Annotated in this window: 14 protein-coding genes and 1 tRNA gene; 6 read left to right on the top strand and 9 right to left on the bottom strand. The window is 71.2% G+C overall.

Annotated features, from left to right (window positions below; all coding sequences use genetic code 11):
• The first annotated feature begins 21 nt into the window (after positions 1–21).
• The 6 genes from ACFY29_RS27315 (at position 22) to ACFY29_RS27290 (ending at position 5,398) form a co-directional block, all read left to right on the top strand.
• On the top strand, positions 22–1,068 hold the full coding sequence (locus ACFY29_RS27315; RefSeq protein WP_386990762.1) for a segregation and condensation protein A: 1,047 nt from the start codon (positions 22–24) through the stop codon (positions 1,066–1,068).
• Positions 1,061–2,095 (top strand): SMC-Scp complex subunit ScpB, encoded by a 1,035-nt coding sequence (scpB, locus tag ACFY29_RS27310; RefSeq protein WP_386990761.1) that lies wholly within the window; start codon positions 1,061–1,063, stop codon positions 2,093–2,095. The genes ACFY29_RS27315 and scpB overlap by 8 nt, the downstream gene beginning before the upstream one ends.
• Positions 2,082–2,852, top strand: a complete 771-nt coding sequence (locus ACFY29_RS27305; protein ID WP_386990759.1) for a pseudouridine synthase — start codon at positions 2,082–2,084, stop codon at positions 2,850–2,852. Before scpB ends, ACFY29_RS27305 begins: the two co-directional genes overlap by 14 nt.
• Positions 2,853–3,046: 194 nt before the next feature.
• Positions 3,047–3,727: a (d)CMP kinase gene (cmk, locus tag ACFY29_RS27300; protein ID WP_386990757.1), complete on the top strand. Its 681-nt coding sequence runs from the start codon at positions 3,047–3,049 to the stop codon at positions 3,725–3,727.
• Positions 3,724–5,127, top strand: coding sequence for a ribosome biogenesis GTPase Der (gene der / locus ACFY29_RS27295; protein WP_386990755.1), 1,404 nt, complete (start codon positions 3,724–3,726; stop codon positions 5,125–5,127). Before cmk ends, der begins: the two co-directional genes overlap by 4 nt.
• Before the next feature lie 197 nt (positions 5,128–5,324).
• A tRNA-Pro gene (locus ACFY29_RS27290) sits at positions 5,325–5,398 on the top strand.
• 84 nt (positions 5,399–5,482) lie between these two features.
• Here ACFY29_RS27290 and ACFY29_RS27285 read toward each other — a convergent pair.
• The 9 genes from ACFY29_RS27285 to ACFY29_RS27245 all read right to left on the bottom strand — a co-directional run bounded on the left by ACFY29_RS27285 (position 5,483) and on the right by ACFY29_RS27245 (position 14,016).
• On the bottom strand, positions 5,483–6,688 hold the full coding sequence (locus ACFY29_RS27285) for a tyrosine-type recombinase/integrase (protein WP_386990753.1): 1,206 nt from the start codon (positions 6,686–6,688) through the stop codon (positions 5,483–5,485).
• Positions 6,688–6,870 carry a helix-turn-helix domain-containing protein gene (locus tag ACFY29_RS27280; protein ID WP_347815141.1) on the bottom strand — a complete coding sequence of 61 codons (183 nt, stop codon included), beginning with the start codon at positions 6,868–6,870 and terminating at the stop codon, positions 6,688–6,690. Before ACFY29_RS27280 ends, ACFY29_RS27285 begins: the two co-directional genes overlap by 1 nt.
• Positions 6,871–7,324: 454 nt before the next feature.
• The gene (locus ACFY29_RS27275; protein WP_386990751.1) at positions 7,325–8,926 is read right to left on the bottom strand and encodes a YfjI family protein; all 1,602 of its coding nucleotides are present in this window, start codon (positions 8,924–8,926) and stop codon (positions 7,325–7,327) included.
• Positions 8,923–9,696, bottom strand: coding sequence for a DUF6884 domain-containing protein (locus ACFY29_RS27270; RefSeq protein WP_386990749.1), 774 nt, complete (start codon positions 9,694–9,696; stop codon positions 8,923–8,925). Before ACFY29_RS27270 ends, ACFY29_RS27275 begins: the two co-directional genes overlap by 4 nt.
• The gene (locus tag ACFY29_RS27265) at positions 9,693–10,622 is read right to left on the bottom strand and encodes a bifunctional DNA primase/polymerase (RefSeq protein WP_386990836.1); all 930 of its coding nucleotides are present in this window, start codon (positions 10,620–10,622) and stop codon (positions 9,693–9,695) included. Before ACFY29_RS27265 ends, ACFY29_RS27270 begins: the two co-directional genes overlap by 4 nt.
• Before the next feature lie 161 nt (positions 10,623–10,783).
• Entirely contained in the window at positions 10,784–11,077 is a 294-nt protein-coding gene (locus tag ACFY29_RS27260) for a hypothetical protein (protein ID WP_386990747.1), read from the bottom strand.
• Entirely contained in the window at positions 11,074–11,322 is a 249-nt protein-coding gene (locus ACFY29_RS27255) for a hypothetical protein (protein WP_386990745.1), read from the bottom strand. Before ACFY29_RS27255 ends, ACFY29_RS27260 begins: the two co-directional genes overlap by 4 nt.
• Before the next feature lie 142 nt (positions 11,323–11,464).
• On the bottom strand, positions 11,465–13,690 hold the full coding sequence (locus ACFY29_RS27250) for a cell division protein FtsK (protein WP_386990743.1): 2,226 nt from the start codon (positions 13,688–13,690) through the stop codon (positions 11,465–11,467).
• Positions 13,687–14,016, bottom strand: a complete 330-nt coding sequence (locus tag ACFY29_RS27245; protein WP_386990741.1) for a hypothetical protein — start codon at positions 14,014–14,016, stop codon at positions 13,687–13,689. Before ACFY29_RS27245 ends, ACFY29_RS27250 begins: the two co-directional genes overlap by 4 nt.
• Positions 14,017–14,026 lie beyond the last annotated feature (10 nt).

Raw genomic sequence — 14,026 nt, 5'->3', positions numbered from 1 at the left:
CTCGTGGACTACGGTCGTCCGGTGACCGCGCCACCCCTCGACCCGCCGGCCGGGCCGCCCGAGGCCACCGCCCCGACGGTCGCCGCCGAGCTGGCCGCCGAGGTCGACGGTGTGCTGCCCGCCGGGGACGCCCCCGAGACCTCCGGGTTCACCGTCCGGCTGGCCAACTTCACCGGCCCGTTCGACCTGCTGCTGCAACTGATCGGCAAGCACAAACTCGACGTCACCGAGGTGGCCCTGCACAAGGTCACCGACGAGTTCATCGCCTACATCCGCGCCATGGGCGACAAATGGGACCTGGACGAGGCCAGCGAGTTCCTGCTGATCGCCGCCACCCTGCTCGACCTGAAGGCCGCGCGCCTGCTGCCCGCCGCCGAGGTGGAGGACGAGGCGGACCTCGCCCTGCTGGAGGCACGGGACCTGCTCTTCGCCCGGCTGTTGCAGTACAAGGCGTACAAGGAGGCGGCGGCGCACATCGCCGAGCTGGAGGCGGTCGGCGGTCGGCGGTACCCACGGGCGGTCAGCCTGGAGCCCCGGTACGCCGAGGCACTGCCCGACCTGGTGCTCGGCATCGGCCCACAGCGACTGCTGAAACTGGCCGTGAAGGCGATGACCCCGAAACCGGTGCCGGAGGTCTCCATCGCCCACGTGCACATGGTCCGGGTCAGCGTCCGGGAGCACGCGGCGATCCTCGCCGCCCGGCTGCGCCGGGCCGGCACGGCAACCTTCTCGCTGCTCTGCGCCGACTGCGAGGCCACGCTGGAGGTGGTGGCCCGCTTCCTCGCGCTGCTGGAGCTCTACCGGGAGGGCCTGGTGGAGTTCGTGCAGGAGCAGGCCCTGGAGGAACTGACCGTACGCTGGACCGGCCCGGCCGACGGCGACACCGAACTGCACGTCGACGAGTACGCCGGCACCCCGGCCGACCCGGAGTCAACCGCCGCGCAGGTGGTGCCCATCGACCCGGAGCCGGAGGCCGTGCTGACGGAGCAGGAGCCGACCGACGCGCCGGCGCGAGAGGTCGGGGGACCGGACGGGACGGACACGACGGAGGGTGAGCGGGATGAGTGACGAGGAACGCCAGGACTCCCTGGCCGACCAGGCCGCCGCCTGGGTCCCCCCGTGGGAGCGCCCCCGCCCGCCCGCTCCCACCTCCCCGGAAGCCGACGAAGACCCCGCCGCCGAACTGCCGCCGGAGACGTCTGTCACGACCCCAACGCCCGCTGCGGAAAATCTTGGAGGGCAGCCACCCCTGCAGGGGTCGGAATTTTCCAAGATCTCTGCCGAGTCCGACGAGTTTGGCGTGTCAGATGAGCCCGCCGAGCCCACTGAACGCGACGAGGCGGCTGAGCGCGATGCGTTTAGTGCGCCCGGTGCGACCGAGGCCAGTGCGGTGGCCGGCGCCGATGAGGCCAAGCCCCGTCAGCCCGATGAGGCTGGCGGGGGCGAAGCGGGCGCGGCCGTGGGGGAGAGCGGCGCTGGGGACGTACCCCATCGGCTGGCTGGGGGGCGACGGCGGGCGCCGGTCGCGCCGGAGCCTGCGCCGGAGCTGTCCGACGCCGAGCTGCGCGGCGCGCTGGAGGCGATCCTGCTGGTGGTCGACGAGCCGGTCAGCGAGTTGATCCTGGCCCAGGTGCTGGAGCAGCCGGCCGAGCGGGTCGGGCCGATGCTCGACGAGATCGCCGCCGGCTACACCGCCGCCGGGCACGGGTTCGAGCTGCGTAGGGCGGCTGGCGGATGGCGGCTGTACACCCGGCCGGAATACGCGACCTATGTCGAACGGTTCGTGTTGGACGGGCAGTCCGTACGGCTGACCCAGGCGGCGCTGGAGACGCTCGCCGTGGTCGCCTACAAGCAGCCGGTGACCCGTTCGCGGATCTCGGCCATCCGGGGTGTGAACTGCGATGGGGTCATCCGTACGCTGGTAACTCGCGGCCTTGTCGAGGAGTGCGGCGCCGAACCGGACAGCGGGGCGTTCCTCTACCGGACCACCACGCTGTTCCTGGAAAAGCTCGGGCTGAACACCGTCGACGAGCTGCCGCCACTCGCACCCTTCCTGCCCGACGACGTAGAAGAGCTTGCTGATGCGACCCGATAACCGTTCCCCCAAACCCGACGCCCCCGTCTACGAGGGTGCCGAGCGCCTGCAGAAGGTGCTCGCCGCCGCCGGCGTGGGTTCCCGGCGTGCCTGCGAGGACCTGATCTTCCGCCGCCGGGTAACCGTGGACGGGCGGGTGGCCAAGCTCGGCGACAAGGTCGACCCGGCCACCGCGGTGATCCACGTGGACGGCGAGCGCCTCCAGGTCGACACTCGCCTGGTCTACGTGGCGATGAACAAGCCGCGCGGGGTGGTTACCACCATGGCGGACGATAAGGGACGCAACGAGCTGGCCGAGTTCATTGGCAACCGGGTGGAGCAGCGGGTCTACCACGTCGGGCGGCTCGACGCGGACAGCGAGGGCCTGCTGCTGCTCACCAACGACGGCACCCTCGCGCACAAGCTCATGCACCCCTCGTACGAGGTGCTGAAGACCTACCTCGCCGAGGTGGTCGGGCCGATCCCGCGCAACCTGAGCAAGCGGCTGCTGGCCGGCGTCGAGCTGGAGGACGGGCCGGTCAAGGTCGACTCGTTCAAGGTGGTCGACACCCTGGGCAAGACCGCCCAGGTGGAGCTGAGCCTGCACGAGGGGCGCAAACACATCGTCCGGCGGTTGCTGGCCGAGGTCGGACACCCGGTCACCCGGCTGGTGCGTACCTCGATCGGGCCCATCCGGCTGGGTGACCTGCGGACCGGGCGGATCCGGCGGTTGACCAACGCCGAGGTCGCCGCCCTGTTCAACGCGGTGGGTGACTGACCCCCGGGTTCGGGGTACGGCTTTCGGTAGGCTCCCCGACGGCCCGGACGCGGCCGCGCGGGTGGCGCGGGTCGCGTCGCGCGGCACCGCGCGCGGTGCGCGGCGAGCTGCGGGCATGATTGATGACGATAAACAAACCGCTTGCGGCGCCGGAAGGCCGGCGATCCGTGAGGTACGGGCTGAGGAGGACGACGGTGGAGGAAAACGTACGGGCCGGGCGATGTGTGGTCGCCGTGGACGGGCCGTCCGGTTCGGGTAAGTCCACCGTCTCGCGGCGGCTCGCCGTCAGCATCGGTGCGCGCTACCTGGACACCGGGGCGATGTACCGGGCGATCACGTGGGCCGTGCTGCGCTCCGGCGTCGACCTCACCGACGCCGCGTCGGTGGCGAAGGTCGCCGGCGAGGTGGACCTGCGCGTCGGCACCGACCCGCAGGGGTACGGCGTGACCGTCGACGGGGTTGGCGTGGACGCGGAGATCCGCGGTGCCGAGGTGACCGGGGCGGTCTCCGCCGTCGCCGCAGTGCCGGCGGTCCGCGAGCTGCTGGTCGGCCGGCAGCGCGAGATGATCGGCAACGCCGGTCGGATCGTGGTCGAGGGCCGTGACATCGGTTCGGTGGTGGCACCGGACGCCGACCTGAAGGTCTTCCTGACCGCCTCCGAGGCGGCCCGGGCGGCTCGGCGCAGCGCCGAGGACGCCGCCGACGTGGCGGCCACCGCCGCGGACCTGGCCCGCCGGGACCGGCTCGACTCGACCCGCAAGGTCAACCCGCTGGCCCAGGCCCCGGACGCCGTGGTGCTGGACACCACCGAGTTGGGCATCGACGAGGTCGTGGCCCAGCTGCGGGACCTGCTCAGCGAACGGAGCGTGGCATGAGCGAGGGTGCAGGGTGGGTCGAGCTGCGTGAGCCCGACATCACCGTCGAGGAACCGACCGGCCCGCAGCCGGTGGTGGCCGTGGTCGGCCGCCCCAACGTGGGTAAGTCCACACTGGTCAACCGGATCATCGGCCGCCGGCAGGCGGTCGTCGAGGACATCCCCGGGGTGACCCGGGACCGGGTGCCGTACGACGCGCAGTGGAACGGCCGGGCGTTCACCGTGGTGGACACCGGCGGTTGGGAACCGGACGCGAAGGACCGGGCCGCGGCCATCGCGGCGCAGGCCGAGACGGCGGTGGTGACCGCCGACGTGGTGCTCTTCGTGGTCGACGCGATGGTGGGCTCCACCGACGTGGACGAGGCCGCGGTGAAGATGCTGCGACGCAGCGCCAAGCCGGTGATCCTGGTGGCGAACAAGGCCGACAACACCTCCATCGAGATGGAGGCGACGTCGCTCTGGTCGCTGGGCCTCGGCGAGCCGTTCCCGGTCTCCGCGCTGCACGGACGGGGCTCCGGCGACCTGCTGGACGCCATCCTCGCCGCGCTGCCGGAGGCGCCGGCGATCGTGGAGAACCGGCCGCGCGGGCCGCGCCGGGTGGCGCTGGTCGGGCGGCCGAACGTGGGCAAGTCCAGCCTGCTCAACCGCTTCTCCGGCGAGGAGCGGGCGGTCGTCGACTCGGTCGCCGGCACCACCGTCGACCCGGTGGACAGCCTGGTCGAGATCGGCGGTCAGACCTGGCAGCTGGTGGACACGGCCGGGCTGCGCAAGCGGGTCGGCCAGGCCAGCGGCACCGAGTACTACGCCAGCCTGCGCACCGCGGCGGCGATCGAGGCCGCCGAGGTGGCCGTGGTGCTGCTGGACGCCAGCGAACCGATCAGCGAGCAGGACCAGCGGATCCTGTCGATGGTCACCGAAACCGGCCGGGCGCTGGTCATCGCGTTCAACAAGTGGGACCTGGTCGACGCCGACCGCCGGTACTACCTGGACAAGGAGATCGACCGGGAGCTGCGCCGCATCCCCTGGGCGATCCGGTTGAACCTGTCGGCGATGACCGGCCGGGCGGTCGACAAGCTGGCCCCGGCGCTGAACAAGGCGCTGGCCAGCTGGGAGACCCGGGTACCGACCGCGCACCTCAACCAGTGGCTGACCGCGTTGGTGCAGGCCACCCCGCACCCGATCCGCGGTGGGCGCGCGCCGCGCATCCTGTTCGCCACCCAGGCCGGAGTGGCGCCGCCGCGATTCGTGCTCTTCACCACCGCCCCGCTGGACGCCGGCTACCAGCGCTTCGTCGAGCGCAAGCTCCGCGAGGAGTTCGGGTACGAGGGCAGCCCGATCGAGATCTCGGTCCGCCCCCGCAAGAAGCTCGGCCCCGGCGGCCGAGGCAAGGCACACGGCTGACGTTCTCTCTGCAAAAGTGCCGGATGGGCCCTCGCCCATCCGGCACTTTTGCACCCAACCTCCCACCTATCCTCCTAGGACGCTCTAGGGGTTGTGCGGTGGTTCGGTGATGCCGCGACCCGGGTGGGGCCTGTGCGGAGGACCGAGGGCTGCTGCGCTACGCTGTACCGGCTGTCGCGGGGGAAACCACGCGGGGGCGGGACGTGGCGCAGCTTGGTAGCGCACTTGACTGGGGGTCAAGGGGTCGTCGGTTCGAATCCGGCCGTCCCGACAGCACGAAAAGAGGCCGTCGGCCGGGATATTCTCCCTGGTCAACGGCCTCTAATTCGTACTGGAACAGTGGAGATCTACTGATCTAGACGGCGCGTAGCTGGGGACCACTTGGGGACCGGCGGGCCTTCAAGTGAGCGCTGAGGGCTGTTCCAGCGTCTGCGATCGACTGCCTGTCGGGGTGCAGGTATCGCTGTGTCGTCGTCAGCGACCCGTGACCGGCGATCTTCCGCAGTACATGCACCGGGACCCCGGCGTCGGCCATCCAGGTCAGCCCGGTGTGCCGTAGGTCGTGCCGTCGCAGGTGTTCGTAGCCCAGCTTCGTCACCACCTCATCCCAATGGGTCGCGTCCCGCAGCACGGCAGTGCTGACCCGTCCACCACGCGGCCCGGTGAACAGCCGAGAGTGCGGCTCGGCAACCGAGTCCAGGCGGCGAGCGACGATCGGTCGCACCTCTTCGATCAGCGGCACCATGCGGGCGCGCTTTCCCTTGGTGCCCTTGTCGATTAGGCCACCGGGGCCGGGCGTGGTCTGCCGGCGTACGGTCCACATCCACGTTTCCCGGTCGATGTCCTCGGCGCGGACGCCGGAAACCTCGCCGATCCGCGCGGCCGTGCACGCGGCGAATATCGTCACGTCGCCCCAACCGGGAAACCCGTTCGTGGACCGTTCGACCAGCGCGGCGGCGAGCTGTGTCAGAGCTTCCCAGTGAGGCAGAGCCAGCGTGCGCGGGTTGTCCAACTCGTCTTCTGCCCGCTGGTATTCGCGTTGCCACCCGGTGACCTGTGCGGGATTTCGGGGAATGATGCCGTCACGTACGGCTTGCTGCATTACTCGGACCAGCACGGCAAGGCTGTTCTTGACCGTCGATCGGCTGCACTCGTCGGCGATCCATCCATGGACGGCCCGATCTACCGCACCGTTGGTAATCATCCTCATCGGAATGTGGCCGAGGGCCGGCACCACCCGCTTACGCCAACCGGCGAGGTACGGGTCTAGCGTCTTCCGCTCCAGGCCGCGCAGCGCCAGCGTCATCACGCTCTCGCCGTACTCGGCCAGTCGCTTCGTCGCGGCGACCGGGTCGACGCCTCCTTGCGCCGCGCTGACCATTGCGTCGATCCACGCTTGCGCCTCTTCCGGTGTCGCCACCGACGTTGACTTGGACAGGCGGCGCTTGGTCGTTGCTTCGACCCACCGGACGCGCGCCCGGTAGGGGCGCTCCCGGCCTGCTCGTATCTCCACGTCGGAGGCGAGCCGTACGCCGATCGGCGGTTGCTGCGGAGGGGCCATCAGGCCGCCTTCGGGTGGACCCGGCGGGCGGAAAGCCACCGTTCTACGTCGGCCGTCGCGTACTTCACCACGCGGTCGGAAATCTGGATGAACGGTGGCCCCTGCAAGGGTGGAACGGTACGCCACCGCCGGATGGTCGACGGGTCGACGTCGAGCAGCTCGGCGAGTTCCTCGGTGGACATGAACAGCTTGGGTGAAAGCCGGATGGTGCCGGCCGCTTCCGGAGTGGCGTGCCTTTCCGGTGTGGGATTTTGCGTCACGAGTCGCACGGTGAGGGCCTTTCGGTTGACGCTGGTGGCTTGTGGAGGGTGTCGGGGTGGCGGTGCGGCAGAACGGCGTAGAACGGCCCGCTGGGAGCGTCGTAGGCGCAAGATTCCGGCGGGGTTGGTGTAAGGGCTTGGGGCTGTACCACCCTGTTTGGCTCGCAGCGGGCCGGTTTCCGGTGGCGGCGCGGGTGCGGGTGGGGAAGGGTCGGGAAGCGTTGACACGTTGACAATCGGTCGGCGCGGCCATGTTTCCGCAGGTGAGAGTGGGTGTCGGGTTGTCAACGCTCCCGTTGACAGGCGTTGACACCCGTTGACACCGGGTCGGCCGGCGGCGGGACTGTCAACGCCTGTCAACGCCTGTCAACGCCTGTCAACGCCCCCCGTTGACACCCTCTCGGGCGCTCTGAGCTGCGGAAACGTCGGCGTCGGGGCCGGTTGTCAACGTGTCAACGCTTTCGGGCACCTCGGCCACGGCGCGGGGGTGCAGCTCGTAGCGACCATCCGGCCCGTTGCGCACCCACCCGAGGGCGGCCAGTTCGGCGAGCACCGCTGACACCTCGTCGGACTTTGGTAGCCGGCGGGAGACACGTCGGTGCAGTTCCCGCCGGGTGAAGGTGCTCATGCCCTTGGTGGTGAGCACGCCGAGCACGTACCGGGCGTTCTCCATCGCCGCATCACTGCCGATGGTGGTCAGGGCAGTTCGGTAGTGCGCGGCGAAGAACTCGGCCAGCCGCACGGCGTCGGCCATCCGGTCGGCGTCGATCGGGCGTCGCCACGCGTCGGCGGGGTGGTGGGCAACGTGCAGCAACCCGGCCAGGCGCAGCGTTGCGCCGGAGAGCTTGTTGCCCCACTCCCGCATGTCGTGCAGCGTCCCGCCGGGCCGTAGCTGCGCCTCCACCTCCTGCGCTGCGGCCAGCCGCACCCGCCCCGCTTCCGGGGTGAGGGTCACGACGGCGGGGTCTTCCCACTCGGCGAGGGTGGCGGCCAGGTCGTGCACCCGGTGCCGGTAGCCGGCGGTCACCTGCTCAGGCACCGGCTCGGTATCCACCAACCGATACCCGGCCAGCGACCGGGGCAGGGCGAACAAAAACCGGGCCGGAAGCCCACGGCCGGCGAGGTCGGCGTTCCCGCCGAATTTCCGCAGCACGGTCGGTTGCGCCATCACGCACACGGTTAGCGCGGGATTGTCGACCGAGGCACCCTCCCGGGTCTGCCGTTCGTTGCTCATCGGCTGCCCCGCATGACCTTTCAGGTAGGGGTCAAGGTTCGGAGCACCGGAGTACCGACCCGCGAGGGTGTCGAAAATTCCGCCTTCATCGCTGATGATCGCCATGCGTCCGCCGTTGGCGGCCATCAACCCGATGAGGGCTTCCGGGGTGGCGTCGTCCACGATCAGCCGTGGCAGGCCGGGAACGGTGATCGCCTCGGCCGCGATCGCGGCGGCTACCGCCTCGGCGGCGGCCTCGTCGCGCTTGCCCGGGTCGCTGGCTTTCGCGGCGTGGGTTTTGGCCTGTTCGGCGTGCCGGTCGGCGATGTCCCGCAGCGCCGCCGCTTCCGCGATCCGAGGTCGCATCACCTCACCGAGCGTCGATTGAGCGGCGAACAGGGGCGCGGTCATGGCCCGGTGCACTGGGCTTTTGCGCTCGCCGGGGCCGGCGATGACGGCGGCGAACACGTTCACCGGCTCCCGCCACCCGCCGACCGGCTCCACTTCCAGCCGGCCACCCGCGCACGCGGCGAGCACGGCCACGGCGAGGGTGCCGGCCATCGCCGGATCGGTCTGGGTGAACCGGGCAACGCCGGTCACCATGTCGCCCAACCACCGGGGGAACACGTCGACCGGGAACGGCGGCGGCGCGGTGCTCGGCCCAGTCAGGGGCACTGGAACATCCCACAGCGGGCCGCCGCCGGTCGGTGGTGCGTCGGTGGCTTCCGGGTGGTCGGTGACGAGGTGCAGACGGGCGGGCGTCATGCGGCACGTCCTTCCGGTAGCGGTGCGGTGAGACGGGGATCGGTGACAACCGGGGTTGTCGTCGCGCGCGCCAGCTCGGCGAGCACGGCCATCTGTTCGGGCATGCCTCGCGTGCCGTCGAGCGGCCGGTGGGCGTGTGGCCACACCGCCGATACGGGGTCGGCGTAGTCGCGGCCGGCGAGCACGGTCACGGTGCCGGCCACGTCGATGCCCATGCGGCGGGCCTGTGCGCGCAGCGTCGAGGCGGTGACCGCGCCGGGCTGGCCCATACGCAGTTCGTACGGCTCGATCACCGTGTCCGGGGTGAGCAGCCCATGGCGGGCGGACAGGATGACGAGCCGCCCGCCGAGGCGGTCTGCGGCGCGGCGGCAGGCTCGGTGGTAGCTGCCGGTGTACATCTGCCCGGCCGGCGCGGGCCGGTCGAGCTTCGCCACGCCGCACGGCACGATCACCACCGCAACGTCGCGGCCCATCACGCTGCGGCGCATCCGAGCGTTCACCGGGTCGGCGTATGCCTTGCTGGCCGCCTGCCGGGTGGTGCCCATTGCCCGGCCCACCTCGGCATACGACCACCCGTCGTTGAGCACGAGGTCCACCGCGACCCACTCCCGGGCCTCCCGGCACGCAACCTCCGTCGCGGCCAGCGCGGCCAGGACATCGGATGGCGTTCGGGCGGTGGCCAGTGCGGCGGCGTGGTCGGCCACGTGGCCGGCTGCCGGGTGGAGCTGGGGCGCGCGGTGACAACTGCGGTTGTCGCCGAGCCGGGTCACGCGGCCACCTGCCGGGGTCGCTTGCTGCCGGCGGCCAGCCCGGATCGGATGGTGCGGGCCGTCTCGACGCTGCCCAACCCGGCAGACGCTGCGGCCTGTTCCAGCACTCCCGACGCATCCGTCTCGGTGAGCGACCCACCGGCCGCGAGTTGCCCGAGGGCCACGGCAGCGATGTACAGGCAGCGGTTGCGCTCCCCGGCCGGCGCGGTGGCCACCCGGTCGACTTCCCGGATGATCGCGGCTCGCACGTACGCGCCGCTGCGGTCTGTCGGCAACGACACCACCATCGGCCGCTGCGGCGGAAGTGGCGCCGGGGCCAACCGGGCGGCCAGCCACCCGGGCAGCGGCGCGGGGCCGGTATCCAGGTCGACCCGGTAGAGCCGACCGGCCACGGTGCTGCCGGCCGCGACCACGTAGCCGCCGTGCGCGCGGGTGTCGACCAGCGGGCCGAGGGTGCCGGCGGTGTTGCGCAGCGGCGGCCCGTCGTCGGGGTGGCGGTAGTAGAGGTGGGTGCCGCCCCGCCCGGTGGTCACCGTGTACGTCGGTTCGATGGCGGCGGCGTGTGCGGCGGCCAGGTCGGCGAGGGTGTCCAGCCCGGTCGGGCCGGTGGTGGCGTCCTTCGGGGTGTCGAGGTCGACCACCACGAGCCGCGACGGTCCGCAGGCCAACCCGATGCCATAGGGGCGGGCTGTCCAAGCCCGGCGGATGCGGTCGGGATCGGTGGTGGCGCGGGGTGCCCACCCGAGGTGGTGACCGGCGGTGCGGCAGCGCGGGTCACGGCCGGCGCAGTTATCGGCGGGGTGGTCGGGAAACGCCGGTCGCTTGTCGTCGGGGCGTAGCGGGAAGACGTGCCAGCCGCGTTCGGCGTGCGCGAGCGCGGCCGTGAGCAGGTTGGTGGTCGGCACAGGGCGCCTCTCTTCCTGGATGGTGAACGGGTGCCGTGGTGTCGATGGGGGTTCGGGCTGCCCCGCCAGCGCGGCGGGCGTGTGAGCGGGGCAGCGCAGCCCTTGCAGGTACGGGCGCAGGTTCTTCGGGGCGTGGCAGTAGCGGCGCTCGCTGCCGATCCAGTGGCCGCACCGCCCGCCGATCACCGCCCAGCCCTGCCGGGTCGCGGTCGGGCGGTGATCGCGGCCCGGGTCACCGCTTCCCGCAGGTCGCCGAGCAGCCCGACCAGTTGCCGACGGGCGGCCAGTTCGGACGGTGCGAGCGCGACCCTGACGCGCACCTCGGCGTGTTCGCGGCCGGCGGCGGTGCGCACCCTGACGAGGACGGCGCGGGAGCGGCCGGCGACGTCGACCACGATTTCGTCGGAGCGGTGTTCGTCGAGGCCGCATCGGTGGTCCTTGCCGCACCAGTCGGTGTGATCGTTGCGGCGGTTCATCGGTTGGCCTCAGCGCGTAGGCGGTGGAAGTGGTTGTAGACGCGGCGGCCGGTGCGCAGCCGGTGGCCCCGGTCGCAGCGCCGGCAGGCACGCGGGCGGCGCAGGACGCGGGTGGTGATGTGGCCGGTGCCGGCGCACCGCTGGCAGGTTTTCACGGGCTTCACCCAACACAGTCCGGCGTAACCGAGTGTGATCAGGGCGGGGATCGTGGTGAGGGCGATAGCGGCGGTCAGGTGGGGGTTCACAGGTGCCTCCTGGGCCGGTTTTTGGGTGCACGGGGCCGTGAGCTGCTATCTGCTAGGTCGCAGCTCATGATTCGGATCGGGTGCTAGCGAGGGTGCTAGCGCTAGCAGGACGGGCCGCTAGCGCTAGCACCCTCGCGGCGGGTTAGCCGGCGGACCGCTTCCGGTCACGCTCCGCGATCGCGGCGAGTACGTCGGGGTGCTTGATGCCGCGCCGGGTGGTGGCCCTGCCGTCGATGCGCCGCCCGACGTCGCCGACCTTCACCAGCGGGTGCGGCTTGAGCGCGGTAGTAAGCTGCGCCGCCTCCCACCCGCCGTACACGTCGGGCCGCAGCTCGGCCAGCAGCGCGCACAGCGTCTCGTTCCACACGGCCTTCTCGTCGCCCGGCCAGATCCGCGCCAGGTCGCCGAGGACGTCCGCAACCGGGGCCACGTCGCGGGTCTGCTCGTGCAGCTTCGGCAGCGTCCCGGCCGTGGTCCGCAGCGCCACCGCGCGGGCCACGATGCGGGCGGCGGCGGTGGTGTCGACGTAGAACGACCGCACCGCCGACGCCTTCGCACCGAACCCGCGCAGGATGCCCCACCCGGCCTCCACCACCGGCTGAAAGACCGTCGCCCGGTAGCCGTTCTTGTACGCCGACGTGCCAAGGATCATGTCGTTGGCCGTCTGGTCAGCCACGGAGAGGCAGAACCGGGAGTTGACGTTGCGGGTGATGCCGGTCGGCAAGCTGTCCTTGTCGGGGATCTGCGTACCGATCAGGATGATCACGCCCAACGCGCGGCCCAGCTTGATGACCTTCTCCAGGATGTCCCCGGCTTCCTTGCCGTACTTGCTGGTCATCAGCTCTTGCAGCTCATCGAACCAGGCGACGAGGGGGTGAAGCCCGGACCCCTTGAGCGACGCCAGTTCCGGCGTCACCTTGTTCTCTGGGGCCTTGCCCAACCTCGCGTAGTGCTCGATGCGCTTGGACCGGCGGCGGCACTCCTCGTACAGCCACTCAATGAACGCGAAGCAGCGGGCGAGGGTGTCATCATCGAAGCCGTTGCCGTACTCGGCCATGACCGGCTCCAGCACGGCGAAGTCCCCTACACCCTTCAACTCGTAGCCCCGGATCTCAGTGCGGGCGTCGAGGGCGGCGGCCAGGATCAGATCCCGCAGCGCGAACGTCTTCCCGGAACCGGGCTGCCCGCCGAACAGGTAGTTGCGGAACATCAGGTCAACCGCAACCGTGTCCAGGCGCGGGGTGGTGGCGAACGGGAACGCCTTGAACACGTCCACCTTCGCCGACTCCGACAGCAGCGGCCACGCGGGTTGCTTCATCTGTGAGGCCGGCTCATACCCGACCCACAACGCCAGCCGGCCCGTGTGGCCCGGTGCCGGTTCGGGCCACACCTGATCCAGCGGCAGCCGCATCGCCGAGGCCAGCCGGCCGCGCCGGGCGACCACCTCGGCGGCCTCCACCCCATACGGCAGGTCGACCACCGCGAGGTGCCCGGGGCCGTCGCGGTGAATGTCCACCGGGAACGAGATGGCCTTTGGGTCCTTGGCAACCGCGCTGTTGATCGCGGCCATCTGCAACGAGGTCAACGCCCGCCGCACGAGGTCAGCGGTCAGCTTGCGATAGCGGTTGCCCTCGGTCACCCGGTCGGTCAGCGGCTTGTCCGCCGGTCGGCCGAGCGTCGCCAGCAGCGGCACCACCACCGCCAACGCCAGGTAGCGCCACCACGGCGGCCCGACCGTCAGGACGATCGCCCCGGCCACGGTCGCGCCGGCACCGGCGGCCAGCACCCACCACCGCCACACGCTTTGGCGCTGCCGGCGGGCGTCGAGCTTGAGCCACACATCGGCCTCACCACGGGTCGCGGCAGCCTGCCGCAGGTGCCAGTTGCCCTCTTCGGCGCTGGCCCAGTGCAACGCCCGACCGAGCCCGCGGAACAGGCCAACCGGTGCCCACGCAGCGGTTTTCGCCGTGTACTTCGGCAGCCGCACCGCGTGATAGGCGGTGACGTAGCCGACATCCTTCGATTGGTGCCGCGCCGCCGCACGCAGGCCGCGCCACGAACGCGCCCACTCGGCCAGAATCGGCCGGCGCTCCCGCTGCCGGGCCAGCACCTCCGGCGGGATGTCCTCAGCCGCATCGACCAACCCGCCGAGGCGCTCCGGCCCGTCGTCGACCGTCTCGGCGTCGTCGCCGCTGCCGTCCTCGGCGGTGTCGTCCGCGTCGGCCGGCGGACGAGGGCGCGGCACCCGGCGGGCGCGGGCGTCGTCCAGGTCGACCACCTCGGCATCCGGCCCGGTGGGGTCGGTCAGGTCGTTCTCGGCGGCCTGCCAGTCGAAACGGTCGCCGGGCTCGTTGTTCGGGGCGCTCATCGGGACTCCTTCCCGGTGCGGATGACAGCGATGGGGGCACACAGACGGCCATAGGCATCGATCTGCCACGCCGTGGTGCGGATCAGGCCACGAGCGGCGAGCGCGGCGGCCACGGCGGCGAACTCCCGCTCATCGGGCCGGTCGTACTCCTCCATGCGGGTCGTCAAGCTGGAAACCCACTCGGTGCCCTGCGCGTAGTCGATGAGCAGGATGTAACCGCCACACGCGGCGGCGGCAATCGTGGCCCGCAACGGGGTGCCGAGCCAGTACGGGCGGCGGGGCCGCAAGCGGGCAGCTATCAGGAGCTTCCGCAGGGATGACAACATCAAGGCTCTC

The sequence above is a fragment of the Micromonospora sp. NPDC000668 genome (assembly GCF_042897975.1).
Taxonomy (GTDB): Bacteria; Actinomycetota; Actinomycetes; order Mycobacteriales; family Micromonosporaceae; genus Micromonospora.
The sequence above is the reverse complement of the archived record's forward strand: the minus strand, read 5'-3'. Positions and strand labels throughout refer to the sequence as shown.

Coding starts and splice junctions, on each gene's coding strand:
- ACFY29_RS27280 (WP_347815141.1), bottom strand. CDS start 6,870: ATGTCCACCGAGGAACTCGCCGAGCTGCTCGACGTCGACCCGTCGACC.
- ACFY29_RS27260 (WP_386990747.1), bottom strand. CDS start 11,077: ATGAACCGCCGCAACGATCACACCGACTGGTGCGGCAAGGACCACCGA.
- ACFY29_RS27285 (WP_386990753.1), bottom strand. CDS start 6,688: ATGGCCCCTCCGCAGCAACCGCCGATCGGCGTACGGCTCGCCTCCGAC.
- ACFY29_RS27250 (WP_386990743.1), bottom strand. CDS start 13,690: ATGAGCGCCCCGAACAACGAGCCCGGCGACCGTTTCGACTGGCAGGCC.
- der (WP_386990755.1), top strand. CDS start 3,724: ATGAGCGAGGGTGCAGGGTGGGTCGAGCTGCGTGAGCCCGACATCACC.
- scpB (WP_386990761.1), top strand. CDS start 1,061: ATGAGTGACGAGGAACGCCAGGACTCCCTGGCCGACCAGGCCGCCGCC.
- ACFY29_RS27305 (WP_386990759.1), top strand. CDS start 2,082: ATGCGACCCGATAACCGTTCCCCCAAACCCGACGCCCCCGTCTACGAG.
- ACFY29_RS27275 (WP_386990751.1), bottom strand. CDS start 8,926: ATGACGCCCGCCCGTCTGCACCTCGTCACCGACCACCCGGAAGCCACC.
- ACFY29_RS27245 (WP_386990741.1), bottom strand. CDS start 14,016: ATGTTGTCATCCCTGCGGAAGCTCCTGATAGCTGCCCGCTTGCGGCCC.